Source organism: Stenotrophomonas sp. 364 (genome assembly GCF_009832905.1).
Taxonomy (GTDB): domain Bacteria; phylum Pseudomonadota; class Gammaproteobacteria; order Xanthomonadales; family Xanthomonadaceae; genus Stenotrophomonas; species Stenotrophomonas maltophilia_AP.
In genome coordinates, this window is record NZ_CP047135.1 from 968,705 (window position 1) to 987,347 (window position 18,643).

Annotated in this window: 12 protein-coding genes and 1 pseudogene; 7 read left to right on the forward strand and 6 right to left on the reverse strand. The window is 59.3% G+C overall.

The genetic code is table 11. The features are described 5' to 3' along the window. Positions 1–268 precede the first annotated feature (268 nt). Positions 269–1,288, forward strand: a complete 1,020-nt coding sequence (locus GQ674_RS04595) for a PLP-dependent aminotransferase family protein (RefSeq protein ID WP_236546184.1) — start codon at positions 269–271, stop codon at positions 1,286–1,288. 111 nt (positions 1,289–1,399) lie between these two features. On the opposite strand, the gene GQ674_RS04600 is transcribed toward GQ674_RS04595, so the two are convergent. After that, on the reverse strand, positions 1,400–3,646 hold the full coding sequence (locus tag GQ674_RS04600) for an ATP-binding protein (protein ID WP_201290216.1): 2,247 nt from the start codon (positions 3,644–3,646) through the stop codon (positions 1,400–1,402). Positions 3,647–4,489: 843 nt separating this feature from the next. Here GQ674_RS04600 and GQ674_RS21755 point away from each other — a divergent pair. Further along, positions 4,490–6,760 (forward strand): methyl-accepting chemotaxis protein, encoded by a 2,271-nt coding sequence (locus GQ674_RS21755; protein ID WP_159496139.1) that lies wholly within the window; start codon positions 4,490–4,492, stop codon positions 6,758–6,760. A 269-nt stretch (positions 6,761–7,029) separates the two neighbouring features. On the opposite strand, the gene GQ674_RS04610 is transcribed toward GQ674_RS21755, so the two are convergent. The 3 genes and pseudogenes from GQ674_RS04610 to GQ674_RS04620 form a co-directional block, all read right to left on the reverse strand. Further along, entirely contained in the window at positions 7,030–7,368 is a 339-nt protein-coding gene (locus GQ674_RS04610) for a hypothetical protein (protein WP_236546185.1), read from the reverse strand. Next, positions 7,365–7,682, reverse strand: a complete 318-nt coding sequence (locus GQ674_RS04615) for a hypothetical protein (protein WP_159496140.1) — start codon at positions 7,680–7,682, stop codon at positions 7,365–7,367. The genes GQ674_RS04610 and GQ674_RS04615 overlap by 4 nt, the downstream gene beginning before the upstream one ends. Before the next feature lie 29 nt (positions 7,683–7,711). Further along, positions 7,712–8,482: pseudogene (locus GQ674_RS04620) on the reverse strand (hypothetical protein). A 110-nt stretch (positions 8,483–8,592) separates the two neighbouring features. Between GQ674_RS04620 and GQ674_RS04625 the strand changes: the two are divergent. Beyond that, a complete protein-coding gene (locus GQ674_RS04625) occupies positions 8,593–8,928 on the forward strand; it encodes a helix-turn-helix transcriptional regulator (RefSeq protein WP_159496141.1) in 336 nt (111 codons plus the stop codon). A 538-nt stretch (positions 8,929–9,466) separates the two neighbouring features. Beyond that, positions 9,467–9,610, forward strand: a complete 144-nt coding sequence (locus GQ674_RS04630) for a hypothetical protein (protein WP_159496142.1) — start codon at positions 9,467–9,469, stop codon at positions 9,608–9,610. A 417-nt stretch (positions 9,611–10,027) separates the two neighbouring features. On the opposite strand, the gene GQ674_RS04635 is transcribed toward GQ674_RS04630, so the two are convergent. Then, complete coding sequence (locus tag GQ674_RS04635) at positions 10,028–11,608, reverse strand: sensor domain-containing diguanylate cyclase (RefSeq protein WP_159496143.1); 1,581 nt, start codon at positions 11,606–11,608, stop codon at positions 10,028–10,030. 1,631 nt (positions 11,609–13,239) lie between these two features. On the opposite strand from GQ674_RS04635, the gene GQ674_RS04640 reads away from it, so the two are divergent. Both GQ674_RS04640 and GQ674_RS04645 read left to right on the forward strand, forming a co-directional pair. Beyond that, positions 13,240–13,845, forward strand: a complete 606-nt coding sequence (locus tag GQ674_RS04640; protein WP_159496144.1) for a hypothetical protein — start codon at positions 13,240–13,242, stop codon at positions 13,843–13,845. A gap of 1,412 nt (positions 13,846–15,257) precedes the next feature. Then, positions 15,258–15,644 carry a hypothetical protein gene (locus GQ674_RS04645; protein WP_159496145.1) on the forward strand — a complete coding sequence of 129 codons (387 nt, stop codon included), beginning with the start codon at positions 15,258–15,260 and terminating at the stop codon, positions 15,642–15,644. Positions 15,645–15,709: 65 nt separating this feature from the next. Here GQ674_RS04645 and GQ674_RS04650 read toward each other — a convergent pair whose 3' ends face one another. Beyond that, positions 15,710–17,509, reverse strand: a complete 1,800-nt coding sequence (locus GQ674_RS04650; protein ID WP_236546186.1) for a sensor domain-containing phosphodiesterase — start codon at positions 17,507–17,509, stop codon at positions 15,710–15,712. A 558-nt stretch (positions 17,510–18,067) separates the two neighbouring features. On the opposite strand from GQ674_RS04650, the gene GQ674_RS04655 reads away from it, so the two are divergent. Further along, positions 18,068–18,514: a BLUF domain-containing protein gene (locus tag GQ674_RS04655; protein ID WP_159496146.1), complete on the forward strand. Its 447-nt coding sequence runs from the start codon at positions 18,068–18,070 to the stop codon at positions 18,512–18,514. Positions 18,515–18,643: the final 129 nt, after the last annotated feature.

An 18,643-nucleotide genomic window follows, 5' to 3' on the forward strand; every position in this document is an offset into this window, starting at 1 on the left:
TGGCGACTTGGCGCCCGGGGTGCAGCTTCCGACGCACCGAAAGTTGGCCGCCCAATTCGGCATAGCAGTGGCGTCCGCCACCAAGGTCTATGCCCAATTACAAGCGTCCGGACACGTTATAGGCGAAATAGGCAGGGGGATGTTTGTCCGTGCACGCCGAAGAGAAGTGGCCTGGGACCCGGAGAACGAAGCGAGGTCAAGTTCTAGTGCGATCGACCTGTCATTCAATCACCCCACGTGGCCAGGGCAGGAGGCGATGGTGAGATGCATGTTGCGCGAGTTGGCAGCTTCCGCGGAGGCAAGGTCACTCCTGCATCAGCAGCCGCCCGGTGGACGCGGACGGGAGCGGCAGATCATGGGCGAGTTCTTGTCCGACCAGCGTGGAGTCAAATGCGCGGTTGGCCGGACCTTCTTGGTTGGTGGTGCTCAGCAGGGCTTGGACGTCGTCGCGAGGGCGGTGCTTGGGGTCCACGACCGTGTGGCCGTTGACGCGCTGACTTATCCCGGTTTTAAGATGCTGGCGAGGAGCCATGGGATCGAGTTGATGCCCGTTGCTTGTGCGGCCACTGGCCCGGACCTCGACGCTTTGGACGCTGTGTGTGATCGAAACCGTATCCGAGCCGTGTACACAATGCCTACGATGCACAATCCCTTGAGTTGGGTAATGAGCGAGTTGCATCGGCGACGGCTCGTTGATATCGCCCGCCGCCACGACCTTCTGATCATTGAAGATGCCTCCTACTCTTTTTTGGCCGAGGGGGCGCCAGCGCCGTTGGCCTGCCTAGCCCCTGAAAGGACTTTCTACATCACCAGCCTTTCTAAGGGGCTGGGAACCGGGCTTCGCTTTGGGGCCATTGTTTCGCCGATTCAATTTAAGGACCGCGTCACCTCAGCCATTCGCGCAAGTTACTGGAGCCTGCCCAGTATTGTTGCGGTGATGGCGACGCGTTGGATTGAGGATGGCACGCTCAGTCGTGTTGAGGGGGATCTTGTCGAACAAGCGCGCCGGCGTCAGCTGGTTGCTGCAGAGGTGTTTAGAGGAATGAATACCGTCACCGGTCCAACCTCAATGTGCTTGTGGATGCCTCTACCCGACGGGCTCCGAATGGACCAGGTTGCAGCGGCATTGGCCGAACAATATGTGGCGGTCTCTAAAGCTAGCGCATACGCCGCGACCCCGCAGGCGCCACATGCGCTCCGCATTGGTTTGAGTTCGGTGGAAAGTGAAGGACTTTTGCGAGAGGCCTTGATGACGGTGAGGAAGACTGTAGAGTCCTTTCCAATCTGAGGGAACAACTGAATCTGCCCTCCTCAAATGCGCCGTCATACGTGTGAAGGCGCGCAGAGTGAGTGGGAAAGGGCCGTTTAGGCTCGACCAAGCACTCAGTCATGCGCTCATTCACCGGGATATCAGTTCCTTTACCCGCTCGGTTAGAACGCCAATATTGAAAGGTTTGGTTAGAACCGACATTCCCGGTCCTAAATGGCCTTCGTTCAGCATCGCATTCTCAGCGAAGCCAGTGACAAATAGAACTTTGAGGGAAGGGCGCGATACGCGAGCCGCCTCTGCCATCTGACGGCCGTTCATGCCACCTGGCAGCCCTACGTCGCTGATGAGCAGATCCAGCCTGATATCGCTCTGCAATATGCTCAGCCCAGTCAGGCTGTCTGCAGCTTGGATAACGTGGTAGCCCATGTCTTCCAATACATCGGAAAAGAGCATTCGGATGGTAGGCTCGTCGTCGACGATCATCACGGTCTCGCCGGCGTCCGTGGGGACCAGCCGTAGAGGTTCGGTGCTGTGGTCATTGTCCATTGCACTGCCGCTGTAACGGGGCAGATAGATGCACACGCTCGTTCCCTCGCCGATCTCCGAGTAGATCCGAACGTGCCCGCCAGACTGCTTGGCGAAGCCATAAATCATTGAGAGTCCTAGACCAGTTCCGGCACCTATCGGTTTGGTGGTGAAGAACGGATCGAAGGCTCTGGCCACCACCTCCGGCGGCATGCCCGTTCCATTGTCACTGACGGACATTGAGAGGTATTGTCCTTCTGGGATGGAAAGCTCCTTGCCTACATCTCGGTCGACCCGGCGGTTGCAGGTTTCGACGGTCAGTAGGCCTCCGTCAGGCATGGCATCCCGAGCGTTGATGCATAAGTTGAGCAAGGAATTTTCAAGTTGAGAGCGATCGACCAGTACGGTCCAAAGGTCGGCGGCGCGCATACTTTCGACCCGTATCCCAGGACCGACGGTGCGCTGGATCATGTCCAGCATGTCCCCTATAAGTCGGTTCACGTCAGTCGCAACGGGCAATAATGTCTGTCGACGTGCGAAGGCGAGCAATCGATGCGTAAGGGCAGCGGCCCGGTCGGCTGCGTCCTGAGCCGTGCTGACATATTTTGCTAAGTTTTCAGTACGGCCTTGCTCTACGCGCATGGAAATCAAATCAAGGGCTCCAGATATCCCGGCCAGCAAGTTGTTGAAGTCATGTGCCAGGCCGCCAGTCAGATGCCCCACTGCCTCCATCTTTTGTGACTGACGCAAGGCTTCTTCTGACTGCATCAGCTCTCGCGTGCGCTCTTCAATCCGGTGTTCCAAGGCAGCATTGAGATTGCGTAGCTCTTCGATAGCTTGGTCGCGTTGAGCGAGAAGTTCACGCTTCTCGTCGAGATCTAAGATGACGCCTGGGAAGCGAAGCGGGGTCCCATCATGTGCATGCTCCACTCGCCCGTTGGCTTCCACCCAGTGATAGTCTCCGTCCTGCCTGCGGACGCGATACTGGTGCGCGTATGGACCACCTCGGCAGATCGCATCTCTAATGGCGTTGGCCAATCCTTCTTGGTCACTGGGATGCACATTGGAAATGATCCCAGCAAGCGGGATGTCGTCGAGCCGGTTTAAGCTCTCAAGACCAAAGCTTTCAGAAAATCCTTCGTCGATGGTGAAGCAATCTTGAGTAAGGTCCCAACTCCATGTCCCGACGATGGCGCCAGCAGCCAGTGCAAGCTGCACGCGTTCTGCATCACGCGCGGCGACGAGTTTGGCTTCAATCGCTTTGTCTCGCTCCAGTGTACGAGAATCGATTGCCTCGGCTAGGCTGATGTTCTTTCGGCTGAGCAGCTTGTGACGAGCATCTCTTGTGTGGTTGGCGATAACTTGATCGCTGGTTTCGATGGCGACATTCAGTATCCCAACGATGGAGCTATCTTCTCCAAAGACCGGGGAGGCCGTGGCATTCCAGTAGGTGGTCTGGCGGACACCCGACCGGGTCATGGGAAGGAGGATCTCGTTGCTCCCAAAGCCTTTGCCGCTGGTCATGACCTCGGCGAACGCATCGGCAATCGGGGCGTAAGTTTCTCCCCATACCTCCGTCACGGGCCTCCCCAGCGCCCAAGGGTGCCGGTCCCCAAGCATTATGCGATAGGCATCGTTGTAAAGAAGCCGGAGCTCCGGTCCCCAGAGCACCGCACCCAGCAGGGTTGAGTTGAGGACAAAGCCCAATGAGGTTCGTAGGGACTGGGGCCAAGCCTCGGGTGCACCCATCGGCGTCTGATCCCAAGCATAGGAGCGGAAGAACTCCCCCATCTGTCCTCCCGCTGAGAGAAAACTGAGCGCTTCGGACTTCGGGCCAATGGAAGGGGACATCGTTTGGGCTCACACCGGGTCGTCGTTGATGCCGTAGTGTCTCATGCCGACCGCGAGGCCAACTCGACGACGGTAGGTTCTGTACGCTGGAGCGTGGTCTGCCTCGTCCCTCGAGCAGGCGAACGATCCCAACTCCCGCACTCACGCCATTTTTTACCTGTTCCTGCCTGTACCTATCGCAAAAGCATGAAGTATGCGCCCCGTCTGGTCACGCTCACATGTTTTTCTTAGTGCGTATGGTAGGCCCGCCCGCTGTATCAAGAGCTAGCTGCGGCAAATCGATAGGATAAATCTCTCGATCCGGGGCTTCAGATTGTTCGTGGGGCGCCGCTACTTTCCAATCGCCGCTCTCAGACCGCCGCCTTGCTCGATGCTCCCTTCAAAGCCGCTCCTATCAGGACTTTCCGCATGCTCCTATTCGGCGATGCAATGCGGCGAGCATTGGGCCTCGCAGACTCCAGTGGAGATTAGGGGCTCAGGGTGCAAGAGAGATTGGGGCGCAGTTGGTTCGGCGCGGGCGGCGTGACGCTCAGAGACGTTAGCTGCCAAGGATGTCCCAGCCTTTGACGATCGGTCTTGGCGTTGCCCCCTCGGAGTGCGGCCCCTCACCGACTTGTCTGCCAACGCTGCGGCCCTTTAGGTGGGCTGGCCGCGCGGCGAACGATGGCTGCGGCTAACACAGGGGCTGAAGTCAAGCGGCGATTTCAATCTCCCGGCCGGTGAAACGCTTTGGAGGATGTTGTGAAAGCAGGTTTTGGTATGCGATGGATGCGACTCAACCGAAAACCAGAAAAGAACAAAGTCGGTAGCCATGTCGCAACTTAACGAGCAGGATCAACCTTGATGAATTGGTTCAAAAATCTAAGAATATCCCAGAAATTGATGCTGGCCTTCGCGGTGACCACCGCCATGACGTTGGCCTTGGGCGTGTTTACGGTCATTCGCGCCTCCCAGTCCAAGCAGGAGCTTTCGCGTATTGCAACAGTGTGGGCGCCCGGCAACTATGCCATAGGTGAAATGCGTGCCCAGTTGGGCGACCTCCGGATCTACGAGATATCCCAAGTTAACGAAATCGCCTCCCCTCAGGTGGTGTCAGAGTATGAGGGGCGAATCAAAGTAAGTAAGGCCAAGATCGACGAGCTAGTGCTTCAATACCAGGCGTCTTTCGCGAACAAGGAAGACGAGGCGTTGTTCAACCCTGTCATGCAATCGTTGGCGGAATACTTCGCCATGCATGACACCCTTCGCGACGCCGTGGTCGCCGGCGATGTCGAAGAGGCCAAGCGGATTTCCAACACCGAGTCCCGTGCCAAGCGCGTCGCCTTGTTCAAGAACATGGAGAAGGTCAGCGAATACAACCTCGACGGAATGAAGACCGAGCTGGCTACGAACGCGGCCAGCTTGGATAGGCTGATGTCCATCACGGCCGTAGTTGTACTCGTGCTTTGTGTGGTTGCCAGCGTTCTGGGCTGGGCAATCAGCCGTTCGGTAACCCGCCCAATTGGTCAAGCACTTGAGGCCATTCGTAACGTCGCGAAGGGCGATCTGGCTGTGCGCACCGACTACTACAGCCGGGACGAAGCAGGTCAAATGCTGGCATCCCTGCGCGAGATGGTCACAACCTTGGATCGGTTCTCCAGCGACACCAAGGTGATGATCAAGAAGCACGAATCCGAAGATATCTCGCATCGTATTCCCGAAGACCTGCCGGGGGTGTACGGTGAACTAGCCAAAGGCATGAACACCATGGTATTCGAGCACCTCGATGCCATCTTGGATGCCGTTGCGGTGCTCAACGAGTATGCCGCGGGCGATCTGCGCCGGGATGCGCGCCGACTGCCTGGCTCGCGAGCTTTGCTTCACGAATCCATGGACGCAGCCAAGGCTAGCCTCCTGGCCATCAACACCGAGGTCAAGCGCTTGGCGGTTTCGGCAGCCGACGGCGACTTCTCGGCTCGTGGCGACTCGTCCGTGTTTCAGCATGACTTTGCCATCATGGTGGGCGACCTTAATCGCTTGATGGAGACTGCGGACCACAGTTTGGAGGCAGTTTCCAACTTGCTCCGTGCAATTGCGTCGGGTGACCTGACACAGCGCATGGAAGGGGACTTCCGTGGGGTGTTCGCCACCATGAGCGAGGACGCAAACGCAACCATCGCGCAGCTGACAGGCATCGTTTCGCGCATTCAAGTTGCGTCTTCGGCGATCAATACCGCCTCGTCGGAGATCGCGTCCGGCAATGATGATCTGTCGCGCCGCACCGAGCAGCAGGCGGCAAACCTGGAGGAGACGGCTGCGTCCATGGAAGAGCTTACTTCGACGGTCCGGCAGAACGCCGAACATGCCCGACAGGCCAGTGCGCTGGCGAATGGGGCGTCCGAGGTTGCGGGGCAGGGCGGTGGCGTAGTCAGCCAGGTGGTCGTGACCATGGCTGAGATCGAAGCGTCTTCGCGTCGGATCGGCGACATCATTTCGGTCATTGACGGCATCGCGTTCCAGACCAACATACTGGCCCTTAACGCTGCCGTGGAGGCCGCGCGTGCGGGCGATCAGGGAAGGGGGTTCGCCGTCGTCGCATCGGAGGTCCGAAACCTTGCTCAGCGCTCAGCGTCTGCCGCCAAAGAAATCAAGGCCTTGATCGAGGATTCGGTAGCCAAGGTTGCCCATGGATCTGAACTTGTAGATCAGGCGGGTCAGACAATGACGGAGATCGTCAGCTCGGTGGCGCAAGTTTCGACCATCATCGACGAGATCTCCGCAGCGTCCCAGGAGCAGGCTTCGGGGATCGAGCAGGTGAACCAAGCCGTGGCGCAGATGGACGAAACGACGCAGCAGAACGCGGCGCTTGTGGAGGAGGCAACAGCAGCCGCCCGTGCAATGGAAGATCAGTCGGTTCAGCTGGCAGATGCCGTGTCGGTCTTTAGGCTGGAAATTGGTGGCGATCCTCGCTCTCCGAGTAAAGAAGCGGGAAATGGAGCGAAGCATTGTGGAGCACGTGCTGCGGCTACCGCCCTGCGCCTCAAGCTTCCCAACGGTGCTTCTCCTACTGCTAATTCTAGAAGTCCGAACCCAGTTCTGGCCGCTGCTGAGACGACGCATTGGCAAGAGTTTTGATGGAGGCGGTTTGCCAATTCTAAATTTGGTTTGACTTGGACTCGTCCTTTGGCAGGGTGGATGAGGGCGAGCCCGGGCAGGCTGAAAGGCATGCTTGATCGTCTTCCTTGCTAAGTTTTTCGGGGGGGGGCACCTCCTCCAGAGCATCGACCGGGGTCAGCCGCTAGTGCGGCTGGCCATGGTCCGGCGGACGGCGCGCGGTGGATACCAGCAACGCTTTTGGGAGACGCACGTTGCCAAGCGTAGCGTTGCCGCCCATTCTTCAGGGCCTACTGGGTAAGCTGCGCGTAGAGCAGCAAAAGCATCATGGGAAGAGTGCTCAGCGCCGCGATTGCCCAAAACGCGCCCAGCACGGTCAACGGCGTCATGTGCCACCACTGCCAGGTGAACCCATGATCCCGTTGCCGAGCCTCCCAGGCCGCCGCAGGGTGATTCTGTTCTACTTTCCGCGTTGCTCGCCGGGCCATCAGCGGCCCGACAATGAACCCGAAAGGTCCGAGGAAGAACAGGGCTCCCGAATACCACCAGAAGAAGCGATCGCGCGGGGTCATCAGCCTCTTATGGTTGACCGGAGTGGTGGCAATTTCAGGGCTGGGAATGGCGGTCATTGAGCGTGGGCCCTCCAAGCCCCGTTTGCTTTCGCATACCTCAGATTCTTGTCCACCGGCAGCGGCACCCGGTTGCCCATCATGTCCAGGATCACGGTGCCGCGGGTATCGCATCGATAGCCGTCCGCGTCCTCCGCCCGCGTGCACCCGGTCAGGGTGAACCCATCGATCGTGACGACGGGGGCCGAGGCGCTTTGTGCCATCAGGTCGGCAAGGGCTTGCTTGGCCTGCTCTTCGGCAGGCTTGCTACTGCAGGCGGTCAGAGTGAGGGCCGCCGCAGCGGCCAGAGTCCATGCTTTCATGTCATTTCTCATCCTATTGGTGGGCGCTCAGGTCCCGGTGTTCATCGATCGCGGTTGCCGTCGGCGTTAAACCCTGCGATCCACATCCTGGCGTCCTTGAACCGGGTCAACATCCCCGAGGCCCCCGGATGGAGTTCGCTGGTCTGGATGAAGCCCGAGACCCACGCGACCCGAAGGGCCACATCGACGGCTCGGTCGGACACCCCCGGGCGACTCACGTTGACGACAAAGGGCTGGCTGGGCGGGTTAGGACCGGTAGAGCGGCCGGCGCCGGTGTCGGGCTTGCTTGCAGGCACTCGAATGCCCGTCAGCGTGTCCTGCCCCTTCCAGAGCGCCGACGTGTTGAGCTCCGCCGTGTCGCCCAGGTCGTCCGTCTCGTTCACTGCCGCACTGGCGCAGGTCCGGAAGGTCTCGGTGGTTGAGGCAGAAGAGCTAGTCCAGATGCGGGCTTCGACCGTCCAGCACGGCAGAGAGGTGCCCCATTCCTGGAAGGTCAGCGTCACCCTCGGCCAATCAAGCTTCCCAAGCTGCGCCTGTTGGTGGTTGTCCGCCCTGAACAGCTTGGGCAGCTTGCCGGCTCCACTGAGAGGCGTGTAGATGGCTCCCAAGCCGTTCGAGTGTCCAGGCGCCGCCCGCTTCGTGGGGGACTTGACACCGATTGCCTGCTGCCCGGCGTCCTTGAGACTTGTCCCAAGCTGGCGAAAAAAGCCAGGCTTGTTCGGAGCCGCCGGCACCTCCTCCTAGGCGAGGACGGGGAGGGAGATAGACAGTGCAAGGAGCGAGGCGACCGCTCCGTGTCGTGAGTGCTTCATATGCAGCCCTTATAGACCGCCAACCGGCGACATTTACGAGAATCGCAGATGTGCAATCCAGTTCCAACCGTCAGACTTGGATGGAGTTCAGTCGTGGTGCAAGATTTCCGATGCAGCCCAAAACCCCTTCGACGGTCTATGGCAAACGCCTGCGCAATGCGCGGCTGGCCAAAGGCTGGACGCAGGCGCAGCTCGCCGAGCGTATTGGGATGGTGGACTCAGGCTCTGGGGCGACCCGGGTGAGCCGCTACGAGACCGGGCAGCACGACCCGGACCCAGCCACGTCTGAGGCGTTGGCTAAAGCGCTCGGCCTGCCGGTCGCGTATTTCCACGCGACATCAGACGTGTTGGCCGAGGTGATTCTGCTCGTCAGCAAGCTGCCCTTAGCCAAACAAAGGGAGGCCCTCGAGAAGCTTAAGGAGTTTGCTGGCAAGACCAAGGCCTGAGTTTCGCCGGCGTGCGGCTTGCTGCAACGGGGCGGGTCGAAAGGCTTTCGGAGTCGCGACGCGCCTCCCTCGGCCTTTCATACGGCTTGGGCGGGTGTCTGTCTTAAGGAACTCTGGTTGCTGCCGATAGTCCATGAGGCGCCCAGGACGGCCCGGCAAGAAGGGCTTCGTCGGGCCCATCAGCAGTGGTCTTCAGTTCGTGGTCTGAGCCGGATTGTATCTGTGACAATCAATAGGGAGCGTTGGATGGGCATGGAATCAAGAGCTGAAACCTCGGGTTGGGGCAGGGCATACGCGACAAACCCCGATTTCAAAGCGATCTTCGACGAAATGCACGAGGCCTTGGATGGGCTGCCTCCGCCCTCCACGCCAGGGGGCAAGAGCTTCCGTTCCCACAGCTCCATCACGCATGCCTCGGCGCAGATCTGCAGCTGGTGGCTGCCCTCCTGGATGCCGGTATTGCGGCCGACGTATATATCCCTGCACCGAAGACGAAGACGACGAGCCGGCTTTGGTGTGGCTCGCTCGAGACGACCTCTTGAACACTGACGAAAAGATCAGGCTCGCGACCCTGTTGCTTGACCGCGGCGCGGACGTGAATGAAGGTGATCCGCTGGAACACGCCAAGGAGGCCGACCAGCCGCAGTTCGTTGTTTTTCTGTTGAGCCGTGGAGCAGGATGAAATGCTGTTGCTCTTGCTTGGGGCGATGTAGTGCCGCCTGACGCGGCCAAGGAGGATCGCCGGCCACCGACTCGGGCTTTGCAAAGCAAAAACGCGGTCATACGCTGGCGTAGACCAGAGGAATGCGTTGGTTGAATTTGACTTGCTGGAGCTAAACGTTCTAGAGGTTGAAACGATGGCCGCAAGAGTCGGCGGCTGGAGTGAGCGGACCTGGGGGTTGCTCAACCTCGCGCAGGAGCTGTTGCTGCTTCCTAGGACGGACTCCCTGCCAGATGAGCGGTGGGCAGTGCTGGCAGCGCCAGCGAGGAGCTTGAACAGGCGCCACGCATGTCATGCACAGTTGCGTTGATTGGTAACAGCGCCGGAGGTGCTGGACCCAGCGCATGGGCCTGCGGCCAGCAGCCAGCCGCACCTGACTCAACGCCCCGCCCTCCTACGGTGATAGCTGACCACCCGATCGCGCCCCTCGCCCTTAGCCTTGTATAGGGCCTTGTCGGCCTGCCGAATGGCGTGGTCGGCGTCCTCGTGCGTCTCTGGGAAATGACTGACGCCCATGGAGGCAGTGATGCTGCCGACGATGGGGAATGCGTGGTCATGGATGCTTCTGCGGAGCCGCTCGGCGACGAACTCAGCGGTCTCAGCGCTCACGTCGGGCAACAACAGCAAGAATTCCTCGCCCCCGATGCGGCAAAGGATATCTTCTGCCCGGGAGTTCTGTCGCATCAAATCGGCCACACCCGCAATTACCCCATCACCTACCTCATGACCGTGGCGGTCATTGACCTTCTTGAAATGGTCGATGTCCAAGGCAATGATCGCAAACCGCGTTTCCGAGTTCTCCAAAATACCGAGCGCTCTTTCGAGCCCCCGGCGATTGAGCAGGCCAGTCAGCGGATCGGTCAAGACGGCCTGATCCAGTCGACCAATGCGATCGTTGAACGCATTGAAGCTGATCAGCACAGCCTTCTGCAATTCATCTGCTTCGTAATACCAGGTATCTACGGCGGTCACGGTCAGAATCGCCTGAGACACATCGCTGTTTTGGGCCGTCGATGCCAGTTGCCACAATGGCCGTGAAATGCGTCTGGAAACCACCCAGATCAGGAGAAGCGAGAGGATGCCCAAAGGAGCAGCGTTGAGTAGCACCGTGTTCATCAAGCGTGCCAGTGGCGCCAAGGTTGCCTTGACGGGACGTTGAGAAACGATTCCCCAATGTACGGCTGGAATAGGGGCATACCCGGCCAGCATATGAACCCCGTGGCTGTTAACCGTGGGCATGGCACCGGCTTCTCCGCGAGAAAGAGCCTTGACCACTTCATTCTTTAGCGCTGATTCACCCACCCGGTCGGGCTCGGGGTGGTAGAGAAGCTTTCCGTCTTGGCCTACGACGTAAAGATATGACCCGTCGCGGTAGTAGTGCGTTCCAAGTAAGGTATGGAGCACGTTCGGCTCTTTCAGGTGGATGGACGCGCTGATGTAGCCTTGGTAGATCCCAGCCGTGTCAAAGATCGGTTGCGAGATGGTCAGGACCAACTTGCCGGTCACAGATACGTACGGGTTGCTCACAAGAGGGGCGCGACTGGCAATCGCCAAAGAGTTCGCTAAGTCGGAAAGAACTTGGCCATCGATCTGCGGTAGGGTCGGGGAAGATGCCGTCACTCGTCCCTGGTTGTCGACCACCACAACCGAGTTGAACGCATTTGTCTGGGATTGCAGCCGATGTGCCTCGGCGGAGTCGGCGCCACTGCCGACGCCATTTGCGCCAATGGCCCGCGCGCTGTATTCCAGCTGCTGCTGCGTCGATACGAGAAAATTATGAGTTGTCTGCGCGAGCTTGTGGGCATAGACGCGGTTCGATTCAAGCGCGTTATTGATCAGCTGCTCGCGTTGGACCTGATATGCCGCAAACACCGCATTTGCCAACATGACCCCGGCTGAGAGGATGGCAAGGCCGACGATCAGCCGTTGGAGGTTAAGGTGTTTGGCGATTTTCCTCATATGTCCTACCCTTCGAGCGATTCCATAATTGTCTCAGGCAAGCAGCACAAGCGTCGGTATTAAGGGTGGGGGCAACCGGGTAGTTGGGCATGATGTGCGTCCATTTTGTATCTCAAGCCTACGATGACTGCGGCACATGAACAAACAGCGTTAACCGGACGGCCCCGGGGCGAGCTAGCCCTTAACGGTTAAGCACACAGGGGTTGGACCCGGCCCCAGATCAGTAGCGCAAAAACAGTGCCGCACCCGCTGGTCACGACGGCCAGCACTGGAGCGTCATCGCCTGGATTTCACTACGATAGTTTGGGGGGAACATCGTGGGAAGACAATCAGCGGCGCGCGGCTGCCTTAGTCGAAGTTGGATGACGCAAGGCGGTTTTTGATCATCCCACCCAAGATGTAGAGCGCGCGTGGACAGGCGGTGAGGAGGTCATTCAAAGACTGACCACCCAATCCGGGTGCTTTCGTGCCAGGAGAGCAGAACCCGGTACGGCACCCGGGAAGAAAAGGGGGCTGGGGATTTGGGTACGGTCCGGCTACTGAGTGTTCTGCGGCCATGGTGAGCAGAACACCTAATGGTTTCTCTCCGGCAGGTTGACGCTGGTTGAGGCCTATCGGGCGGAGTTGGATTGCAAGTTACGGCCCCCCGCCTGTAGTCTCTTATGGATGCAACTGATCTTATCTTGAGCGTGGGTGGGGGTATGGATAAGCGAGCGCGACCAATCCCGGCGTACTCGCTACGACGTGGCCTTGGGGGCGATCAAGGTGTGAGGGACTTCTTTGCAGAACTGCAGGGGGGAAGAAGGCTCCTTCTGAGGGCAATGAAGGAGGGGTGCCCCGGCGCCGCCAAGAGGGGCAGGGGAAGATCGCGAGGCCGGGGAATGGGGCGCCGCACCGAGGCAGTCTGATCGTGTCTGGGCACGCTCACGGCCTCTGTACTCCCGCAACCGGACTATTGCTGTTCATCCCCGGTCTTCCCTGGATCAGACATGACCCCTAGTGCCCGCTCCGCGATGGCTCATTGGGCTTCTACACCCACGTTCCTGGACTTTACCGTGGGGATAGCCGCCGAACAGATGCGAGAAATCTTGCCCCATTATCCGCATCCGTCGGATCAGCCCATCGCCATCTGCGTAAACGGTTACCGCTGGTTCGGAAGTGAAATGGAAGCTCTAGCCGATGCCATCCACCGAGCCGCCCGTCGGCCTCACCTCCATCAGTTGTCCTTGGCAGGTGCAGACTGGGAGGTCGAAAAAAACAGAGATGGGCTATGGGCGGTCCCCGGACGGTGTTCGCCGCGCAGCTGCAACGAGCGCGTCCTCGATAGTCTGGGGACCGTCAATGCCCTCATCCGGACCACGGGCTCGGCGACCGCCTAGCTAACGATCCAGATTGGAGCGTTGCGGGCGCTTGCAGTTTTGGGCCAGGTCACTTGGAATCAGGACGCCGATTGCAGTACCCGGGATGGCAAACCGCGCCCATCAGAAGGAGCTTCTGAAAGTGAAGTCGGTGCTCGGCGTCGCTGAAAAACCTCGGCGATGCGCGTCACATTTTCTACGGGGGGCGGTTGGCTGGCCGAGGTGAGCAGCGTCATAACGTCTGGCATACTTTCGCCGCCGGAAATGGGGGGCATGCAAGTGAAAATTAAGAAGAAGGTTAGAGCAGTGGGCGAGGCTTCCTATCACCCGTGGCCGGAGCTGAACCACGCTGCTCGGGTTCTGCGACGGACAGCCCGCGAACAGGGCGCAGCCAAGCTGCACGTGGTCACCGGCGCGGTGGTTCTGACTGCTTTCGCGGTCGAGGCGTTCTGCCAAGTCCTGGGGCCTGATTTGTTCCCCGATCGCTGGGCTTCAGGAGCTAAGCCCCTTGTCGAGAAGACCGTGCTCCGCAAGCTAGAACTGATTGGCCACGAGGTTGGTGTGGACGTGGATTATAACCAAGAACCTTGGACCCACCTCGGCGCGTTGTTTGAAGCCAAAAAACAGCTCCTGACTCCAAGCACTACCCCGGTACCGCTAGATGAGAACGTCTCGGTGGATGAGGACGCAGATCCCAGCTTCGATGTCCATGCGGCGGTCCAGCGGCGCTTCCGACCACTCCACAATTTGGTTCAGCTAGAAAAGGTGGCGGCGGAGGTCAACAAAGGCCTGCTTAACATCTGGGACGCCGCCGGCAGAGCGGATACAGTGCTCGATGTGTTGGGACAGACCACTTGGTCGATACAATCAGTCGAGTAATACGCCGGCACCCAGGTCGGGGTTGGCCAAATTAGGCGTGGAGGGTGCCGCTTGGCGACAGATCAATCCGATGAACGGTTTTACTCCGTTCGTTTGGCGACGGAGGACACAGGGTACTTGGCCGAAGTTTGGCAAGACGCTCCTGATCGATGGGTGCTGCTCGCCGTAACTCCGGACGTGGGCCGCGCTCTTCTGGACTTGAGGCGGCCGTTCCCGTCTTTGAAGGACTCGCTTTTGGCAGCGGAGGCTCTCGCGAGGGACGCCATACGGGATACGCGCCAAAACACGAAAGGAATCGACCGGTAGCTTGGCGACTGCGTCTTTTGCGCAGTGCGGGGTCATTTGGCGGCCATGACCATCCTCCGCCGGTCTTTTTTCATATTTATGGCGTTGGACAGGAGTCTCACTCTCCGCCTTGCAGTTTGGTTGGCTGCCGCCGCTCCATGGCGCTTAATTCCACAAGCTCGGTTGCTGCGTGTTTGAGGATGCCCCTCTTTGGCAGCCCTCCTTCTCTATCGCGGGCCGGCCTCTGGTTACTCAGTCGGTCGAAGAGCATGTCGCAGACGCCGTATCCAATCCTCGAGACCATGCAGAAATTCGCTGAGCCGTAGCTCCATTGCGCCGTCCAAATCGGCCGCGCGGATGTCGAACGAACGGAAGGCGTCCGCAATGAGCGGCCGTAGCGCAGGCACCGTCAAGGCGCCCACCGCGGTCGGGGCGGCTGGCAAGGCGGACTCCGCCGATTCCGTCCTTTTGCTACCCGGTGGCTGCTGCTGCGGCCGCCTTCGCGCGCGCTCACCCAAGAATGGAGTTGTCCGTACTGGTGAACAAGCGGGTGGGCAACTCGTTCCAAGGTGTCGACTTGGCGGTCCGGATGGATAGAGACCCCTTCCGGACGAACTCCTTTATCCGGCTATGAGCCCAGCGCTCTGGGCAATCAGCCCACTGTCCCGAGGGTCGATTGCGTGCTCGCGATGACCTTGCTTCATGACCGGGCTCCTTCCGCAAGCTGGGAGCAGTGACGTCGCACATATGGCCCCTCAACCTTGTCGCTCGCCAGCGGAGCTCGACTCGCATCTTCCGATCTTGTGCTTCGCTCAGCTGAGCTGGGACATGGGGAGTCGCTTGCCCGCGGTCAATTGGCGTAGTGGAAGGGACCCTGTTGAGGACCTTTGGCTTTAAGGAGGTGCGTGCCTCCCAATGCCTACTGGATTTTCCGTCCGGACCCGACCTCTGAAGCACGGGCCATGCCGATTGCACCGTGGTTGCCTGGCTCAAGGAGCAGGCAGCGTAAGATAGGTCCCTGTGAGGGAAGCAAGACCAACGGCGCGCTCATGCAGCGGTCACGAAGAGTTGACGTGCCCTTGGCGATCACTGTGGATACTCCGGCCAAAGATCCACAGAGGCACCCCATGGTCACCAGCATTCCGGCTCCCGAAGTTGTGCGCATCGAAGTGATGGGCCTAGATGCTGGCGAAGTGGCTGCTATTGCCCAGCTCGATCAGCAACGGCCAGCCGAGTGGGTGGAAGGCCTCTGCCATACCGTCGATTCGACCCCAGGCATGGAGGAGGTGGAAGTGCGCTTGGACCGGTATTGGCTTTTCTTCGTGGGCTTTGGCGCGGGCAGCAACTCCGCCATTCACCACCGTGTTGCGCAACTGATCTCCTCCGCAAGGGATTCTGGTCGCGGCTCGCGGCCAGCTATGAAGCCGAGAGCGGCCAGCAATAAGGAAACGCCGACGCATATCGCGGACCAGCGTTTCACGGAGGTTGCTGCGACGCATGCGTTGCAGCTCTAGGGCAGGGCGCTGCTGCGAAAGGTCCACGACGGAAACGAAACCGACCTCCCGGCCGCATGGAGGCCCTAACAAGTCACAGGGGGCGTGTCCTCAACGTCTCCGGTTCCTCGGCCACTGAAAACCTGAAGCAGCGCCTCGGGATTGAGGGGGCGCGAGAGGAGGTAGCCTTGGATCTGATCACATCCGTGCTCCTGCAGAAAACAGAGCTGAGCTGGTGTCTCCACACCTTCTGCCACGGTGTGGTAACCGAGCTCGCGAGCCAAGTTGATGATCGCCATGACCTTGGGCTTGGCCTTTGGATCGGTCTCCAGATTATCGATCAGGGACTTATCCATCTTAATGGTGTCGATAGGCAGATCAGACAAGTAGCCGAAATTGCTGTAGCCGCTCCCAAAGTCGTCAATCGCAACCTTGATGCCGGCTTCCGCCATCGCCCTGATCTGACGCCCAGCGACCGAGTCGGCGCGTAGCCACTCGCCTTCCGTAATTTCAATTTCAATGCAGTCAAAGGGTAGGCGACGCGCCTCAAGCTTTGAACGAAGTCGATTCCAAGCGTCTTCAGAGGAAAGATCAGCGCCGGACAGATTGATGGAGAGGCCTAAATAGTGACGTGCAGCGCGCCATGCGGCCAGTTGATCCAGCGCGGCATCGAGCACCCACGGGGTGACGGCCTCCATCAAGGCGGTCCGCTCAAATATCGGGATGAATTCTCCTGGACTTACCGGCCCCAGGCGTGGGTGCGTCCAGCGGAGCAATGCCTCCGCCGATACGGGCTGAAGGTTAGACGTGCGGTAGCGCGGCTGATACTCCAAGTAAAACTCGCCCTTCCGGAGCCCGCGCTCCGCGTCTGCGGCCAAGCGGTATCCCCGCCGCATGTGATTATCTCGCTGCTCGGAATACCAGGCGAAAGGCTGCCGCGCTTCGAAGGATTCGTGCAGCCCGATCAATACCTTACGAATCACATCGTCACCGGTGTCTTCGCCTAAAGTCACGGCGCAAATTCCTGCGTGAAAGCGCGGAGACATTGGAACTGCCGCTGCCATCAGCGGCCGGGACATGCGCTGGCGAAGTTCGTTAATCAGTACTTCCATCTCTTTTGCACTGGGTAGGTCGACCAAGAACGCAAAGCGTGTTACTCCGACGTGGTAGACGTCCGCCAAACCTTCAAGCGCTAGCTTGAGCCGGACGCCTGCTCGGCGAATCAAGACCTCCAACGGCCGCATGCCCAGGGCTTGGCCGGCCTCATTGGCGCGGGGGATATCAAACACGTCCAAAAGAACCGCGAACATTCGCCGCCCGCTGTGCCTCTCTGCCAGGCCGGCATAGTCAATCTGGAACTGGTGTCGATTGGGGATTCCACTGACAGGTTCCAGGCGTCCGGACATGTTCCTCAGTTCAAGTTGCGCGATCACCAACTGCGCCAGAGTGGACAGCTGAGTGCGCTCTGGCTCTGAGAATTCGCGCACCTTCGTGTCCATGATGCACATGGCGCCTATAGCGACACCGTTCTTCGCCACAAGCGGTGCTCCGGCGTAGAACCGCAAGTGCGGCGGAGCGACGACCAAGGGGTTGTTTTCAAAGCGCGGGTCCTCCCGAAGATCCGGGACGACCATCACCTCGTTGCAGGCGATCGCATGGGCGCAGATGGAGAACCGTATATCCGTCTCTCCGACCGGCAAGCCGATTCGGGAAATAAATCGCTGCTTGTCGTCTCCGACAATTGAAACGAACGCTACTGGAGCGCTGAAGGCGAAGGTGGCCAGCGAGGTGATGCGATCCAAGGATGGCCCGGACTCCGAGTCCAAAACATGCATCGCTCCCAAAACGGCCATCCGTTCCTGAGCTTCGGTGATAGGCACATTCATAGCAACTGCGCGGCAACCATTCGACGGTAAGTTAGCTCTATATCATTAATTCGAACCACAGCCCATGAAATCCGGATGAGTTGGGCCCAACCCCGCTAGTTATGATAACTACCGTGTCGCTTCGTCCTGGAGTGCGACGTCCGGCACCGGTTCGGATGCCCCACACTTTGGGCAACAAACGATAGTTGCACCCTCTCGACGGTCGAAGCCGTCTACCCCGGTCAGCACTGCCACCCAGCGACCGTGGCAGGACAGACACTCGATGTCCATGCTTTCAGCCCCAGGCCATACGGGCTGCTCAGCAACTGCACTGGTCGTCAAACGCTTTGCCTCGGTGACATTGGTGATGATGAATCTTTCAGTGACAAGCACGTCGGCATCTCCTCTGTCTGTTCATCCTGGCGCTCAGCCCTCAACCAATGGGCACCCCTGGCTATGATCAACCTTTCGCGGGCCCGATCAATCGTATAATGGCTCCTATGTGAACAATTCAGCGTTCCATTCGTCGGCAGCAGACTCCGCTCCGTTGGCCGAAGTCGCTGAGATATCATAGGGGGGATGACCGACAGCCCGCCTATTTACGCCTTGGCCTACGCCAGCCGCTCCTCTTCAAATCTCGACAACTCGGATTTGGAAGAGATCCTCGTCGACGCGTCGGCCCAGAATCGAATGGCGGATGTGACGGGGGTGCTGCTCTACGACGGCACAACGTTTCTCCAATACCTGGAAGGCCCCGAGGAGGGAGTTGCCTCGGTTTTTGACCGCATAAAGAAGTCTAAGCGGCATGCAGATATCCGGGTGCTCACCAGTGGTGAAGTGCCAGAACGCTACTTCTGGAACTGGTCGATGGCTTGCCGGCATGCCGACGCCTCCATGATCCAGAAGATAGAAGCCGCACGCTGGAGCGAGCGCTGTCACCCTTACTTGGAAGAGGATGCTGAGCACAACCCGGGCCTGCGTCTGCTGGCCGAGTTCTGGTCCGCCCAAGCCCCACCGACAACGTAAAAGCCCATCCCGTTCGCCTGGTGAACGAGTTAGGAAGGTGCGCGGCCTGTCTAGGCGTTCATGTGTCCGGCTACGGAAACCTAACTGATAGCAAGGTAGGGTTTGCCCACCGGCTTCATGGTGATGCCG